This is a genomic window from Acidobacteriota bacterium, from assembly GCA_040752915.1.
Taxonomy (GTDB): domain Bacteria; phylum Acidobacteriota; class UBA4820; order UBA4820; family DSQY01; genus JBFLVU01.
In genome coordinates, this window is record JBFMHB010000119.1 from 1 (window position 1) to 4,737 (window position 4,737).

At 66.9% G+C, this 4,737-nt stretch carries 4 protein-coding genes; 3 read left to right on the top strand and 1 reads right to left on the bottom strand.

Going from position 1 to position 4,737, the window contains the following annotated elements; all coding sequences use genetic code 11:
• The first annotated feature begins 8 nt into the window (after positions 1-8).
• From AB1824_13135 to AB1824_13145, 3 genes are read left to right on the top strand one after another with little or no spacing between them, the layout of a single operon-like run.
• Positions 9-1,697, top strand: a complete 1,689-nt coding sequence (locus AB1824_13135; protein MEW5765904.1) for a nickel-dependent hydrogenase large subunit — start codon at positions 9-11, stop codon at positions 1,695-1,697.
• Positions 1,698-1,711: 14 nt separating this feature from the next.
• Positions 1,712-2,254 (top strand): hydrogenase maturation protease, encoded by a 543-nt coding sequence (locus tag AB1824_13140; GenBank protein MEW5765905.1) that lies wholly within the window; start codon positions 1,712-1,714, stop codon positions 2,252-2,254.
• Positions 2,251-2,616: a hypothetical protein gene (locus AB1824_13145; GenBank protein MEW5765906.1), complete on the top strand. Its 366-nt coding sequence runs from the start codon at positions 2,251-2,253 to the stop codon at positions 2,614-2,616. Before AB1824_13140 ends, AB1824_13145 begins: the two co-directional genes overlap by 4 nt.
• 407 nt (positions 2,617-3,023) lie before the next feature.
• Here AB1824_13145 and AB1824_13150 read toward each other — a convergent pair whose 3' ends face one another.
• On the bottom strand, positions 3,024-4,544 hold the full coding sequence (locus AB1824_13150; GenBank protein ID MEW5765907.1) for an NAD(P)-dependent oxidoreductase: 1,521 nt from the start codon (positions 4,542-4,544) through the stop codon (positions 3,024-3,026).
• Positions 4,545-4,737: the final 193 nt, after the last annotated feature.

The window sequence follows — 4,737 nt, forward strand, 5'->3', positions numbered from 1 at the left end:
TGGCACGGATCACGGTAGATCCGATCACTCGAATCGAAGGCCACCTCCGCATCGACGTGGAGGTGGACGGGGGCGCCGTCCGGGACTCCTGGTCCTCGGGCCAGATGTTCCGCGGCATCGAGACCATCCTGAAGGGCCGGGACCCGCGGGACGCCTGGTTGTTCACCCAGCGGTTCTGCGGCGTGTGCACGACGGTGCACGCCATCGCTTCCGTGAGGGCCGTGGAGAACGCCCTCAACTTGGAGGTCCCTCTCAACGCCCAGTACATCCGCAACCTCCTCATCCTGGCCCACGGCCTCCACGACCACATCGTTCACTTCTACCACCTGTCGGCCCTGGATTGGGTGGACGTGGTGGAGGCCCTCAAGGCCGATCCCGCCAAGGCGGCCAGCCTCGGGGAAAGCCTGTCGCCCTGGCCCGGAAACTCAAAGCGCCAGATGGAGGCGGTGAAGGCCAAGCTGAAGGAGTTCGTGGATCGCGGCCAGCTGGGCATCTTCGCCAACGGCTATTGGGGACACGCGGCCATGAAGCTCCCGCCGGAAGTGAACCTCCTGGCCGTGAACCACTACCTCCAGGCCCTCGATTACCAGCAGAAGGCCAACAAGGTCGTGGCCATCCTCGGCGGAAAGACGCCCAACATCCAGAACCTGGCCGTCGGGGGCGTGGCGAACGCCATCAACCTCGACAACGAGTCCGCCCTCAACATGACCAAGCTCTTCGCCGTGAAGGACCTCCTGGATGATGTGGCCACGTTCGTCCAGCAGGTCTACCTGGTGGACGTGTGCGCCGTGGGCGCGCTGTACGCCCACTGGCTCGGCTACGGGGCCGGGGTCACGAACTACCTCGCCGTTCCCGACCTGGCCCTCGACACCAAGGGCACCCAGTTCGACCTCCCCGGAGGCACCATCTTCGACGGCAACCTCGCCGGCGCGAAGGCCATCACGTCCTTCCAGGACGCCTATTTCAAGGAGAACGTCGAGGAGAGCATCGCCCACTCCTGGTACGACGGGGACTGGCAGCGGCACCCCTGGCAGGAGGACACGGAGCCCAAGTACTCCGAATTCGACCCCAACGGGAAGTACTCGTGGGTGAAGGCCCCCCGGTTTATGGGCCGGCCCATGCAGGTGGGGCCGCTGGCGCAGATGCTGGTGGGCTACGCCCAGGGGCACGAACTCATCAAGAAGTGGGTGGACTACGCCCTCGGCACGGCGGGCGCCGTGGCCGGCGCCAAGCTGGGTCCGGGCGTCCTCCACGGAACCCTCGGACGCCACCTGGCCCGCGCCGTGCGCGCGACGGTCTTCTCGGAACTGGCCATCAAACACTGGGGCCTGCTGGCCAACAACATCGGCAAGGGAGACACGGCGGTCTTCAACCCGCCGGAATTCCCCTCCGGTGAGCAGCAGGGCTTCGGATTCCACGAGGCCCCGCGCGGAACCCTGAGCCACTGGGTCGTCATCGACAACGGAAAGATCAAGAACTACCAGGCCGTGGTTCCCTCCACGTGGAACGCCGGGCCGCGCGACGCCAAGGGGCAGAAGGGCCCGTACGAGGCCTCCCTCGTGGGCAACCCCATCGCCGACCCCAAGCGGCCCCTGGAGGTGCTGCGGACCATCCACTCCTTCGACCCCTGCCTCGCGTGCGCCATTCACACGGTGGACGTGGAGGGCCAGGAACTGTCGAAGGTCCGGGTTCTGTAACGGGCGGGCGGGCGATGGGGGGGCCGGAGGCGCGCAACGTCCTCGTCATGGGGCTGGGCAACGTCCTCATGGGGGATGACGCCTTCGGGCCCACCGTCGTCCGGACGCTGGAATCCCGATTCGATCTGCCCCCGGGGGTGTCGGCCCTGGACGCCGGCACCCCCGGCCTTGATCTCATGCCGTACCTGCTCGGGGTGAAGGCCCTCGTGGTGGTGGACACCGTATCTTCAAAGGACCCGCCCGGCACCGTGAAGACCTACCGCAAGGAGGAGATCCTCCGGGCCCCGATCCAGCCCCGCGTGAACCCCCACGATCCCGGCCTCAAGGAGGCCTTGCACACGCTGGACTTCGCGGGCCAGTGCCCGGAGGAGGTCCTCCTCGTGGGCGTCGTTCCGGAAAAGGTCGAACGGGGCCTCGCCCTGTCCCCCGCGGTCCGCGGCACGGTGGAGGAGGCCTTGGAGGTGATCTTAAAGGAGCTCGATCGGCTGGGCGTGCCCGCTTCGCCTCGCGAGAACGCGACCGGGCCGGACCTGTGGTGGGAGGGGAGGGAGTCGTGACCGAGAGGGTGGAGCGGGTGCTCGTGGTCCTCGTGATCCTCCACAGCGTGGCCGTGGGGATGGCCCTCCTGACCGTTCCGGACTTCGCCCTCCGCTTCGGAGGCTGGGAGGAGACCGGGCCGGCTTTCTTTCCCCGGCAGGCCGGCGTCTTTCACATCGTGCTCGCCATGGGGTACGCCATCGAGTACTTCCGCCACCGGGGCATCACCCTGCTTTTGTCGGCCAAATCCATCGCCTTCGTTTTCCTTGGTTTCTCCACGCTCCTCATGTGGCCGGCGCCGTGGATCGTGCCCTTCTCCGCCCTCGCGGACGGCTTGATGGGGTACGCCGTGGCCTTAGTCCACCGCCGCGCCTCCCACTGAGCCGAGGGAACCGGACGACCCGCCGCCGCCGGGCCGGAGCAGGCTCGCGAAGGCGCGGCGGTCGCGTGCCGGAAGCGCGCTAGGGAGCGCCGACAAATGAAGATGCCTGGCCCGGCGTCAACCCGGAGGGACGGGGGGGCCTGGGCGCCCGGCTGTGTCGCGGCTCGTCGGCGATGCCCCCCGCATGTTCCTCCCCGCCGCTCCTTGCCGTGCATCCCAGGGCGCTCCCGTCGCGCCAGAGATCCCCGGGGGGACCGGACCCCTTCGGCCCACCGGCGCCGGGACGCGCCTTCCTCCGCTTCGCTCCGGAAGGCAGGCAGCGCAGGACGCTCAAAAAGATCTTTGGACAGGCATGATCGGCCATGCGTCCTGCGAGGGGAGGGGGCTCGCCCGCGACCCGCGGCGCCTCACACGGGCGGGGTGTAGGACGAGCCCGAAAGCTCCTCGTACACGTCCTGGACCTGGTCGATCCCCAGGTTGATGGCCATGGTGATGTGGTCCTGAAGGGCCTGCTCCAAGCCCTGGGCCTTGGGGTCCTGAAGGACCACTTTCAGGACCACGTCGTTCACCGTCTGGAGGGCGTCCGCGAGCTCGTGGACCGAAAAGCCCTGGGAGAAGCGGCGGTAGGCCAGATCGCGGCAGTAGTTGATGAAGATGGCCTTCTCCCGGGTCCGGACCACGTTCATGACCTGCCGGAGCACCTGGCGGTGGGCCCACTCCAGCTCCTCCGGAGAGATGCGCTTGTAGGAGAGGAACCAGGGCTTGGCCTTGGGGCCGCGGAAGGCGTCCATGAGGGACAGGACGATGGCCTCCTCATAGGCCTCCAGAAACCGGTGGATCCGTAGATTGATCCTCTGCCGCACCTCCTTCATGGCGGCGCGGTTCAGGGCGTTCCATTTCTCCGGGTTGGTGCGGAGGTTTTCCACGAGAAAAGGCATGCGCCTCAGAATGTGGAGACGCTCCCGGGGCTGCCAGTTCAATCTGGCGTACGTGCGGCTCGCGTCCGTGTTCATCTGCAGGTCGATGTACTTGGCCATCCACGGCCGCTCGAAGGGTCGGTCCCCCAGGGCTCGCCCCACAAGGTCCCGGGCGAGCATTCCGGGGCCGCAGAGGACCTTGGGCATGTAAATGGGGCGAACCGGGCGGCTGAAATAGGCCCGGGTGGCCGCTTCGAAGAGCTCCCGGTGGTTGGTGGAGCCGCTCGTGGACGCGATGAGGATCTCGCAGGGGGAGAGGAGGTCCTTGCGCGCGAGGGCGGCCTTGAAGAAGGCGACGGCGTCCCGCACGTGGAAGTAGGGGATGGCGGACAGCCCCCTTCCGCCGAGGACCCGCGCGTTCCACGAGCGGGAAAGCCACGTCTCCAGAAACTTGAAGAGGGGTGGGTACTCGCACCAGTCCGAGAACATGGCCCCGAAGCGGACGATGCAGGAGGGCACGGTGTCGACGTACTCCCGCAGCATCTCCTCTCCGATGCGCTTGGTGATGGCATACACGTGCTCGCCGTCGGGCGGGCTGTCCTCGTTCAGGACCTTTCCCGGGGGAGGGAGCCGCGAGGCCGCCACCGAGGAGGCGTAGAAGAACCTGCGGACGCGCAGGGGCTTGCACAGCTCGAGGACGTTCCTCAGGCCCCCCACGTTCGTGCGCCAGTATTCGGGGTGGTCCTCTCCGGTGAAATCGTAGTGAGCGGCGAGGTGGATCACCAGGTCCACGCCTCCTCCGGAAAGGATCGCGTCAAAGACCGACCGGAGGTGGGAAGCCTCCCCGATGTCCACCTGGAACCAGTGCAGATTGGGCCAGTCCGGGACGCCGCACTCCTGCGGCGAACGGCGGGCGATGGAGAAGATCTCGTACTCGTCCTTCAGATACTCGAGGAGGTGGCGCCCCAGGAATCCGGACGCTCCGGTGAGGATGAGCCTGGGTTGGGCCATCTTCTCCCCCCCTTCGGACCGGTGCTCTTCCGATGGTAAGCGGGATGTCCCGCGCCCGTCAACGGCGCGACTTGCCTCAGCTAATTTCTTTCCGAAATGGATTCGTTGCCTCACCTAAGAATCTTGCCGAAAGGAAGTAAACAAGTGGAGGGGCGCCGCCCCCGAAAGGAGGGGTGCTCCAGGATGAGGCTGA

What these genes read in the sequence shown, in the direction of transcription:
- AB1824_13150 (MEW5765907.1), bottom strand. Translation starts at nt 4,544, where the DNA reads ATGGCCCAACCCAGGCTCATCCTCACCGGAGCGTCCGGATTCCTGGGG.
- AB1824_13140 (MEW5765905.1), top strand. Translation starts at nt 1,712, where the DNA reads ATGGGGGGGCCGGAGGCGCGCAACGTCCTCGTCATGGGGCTGGGCAAC.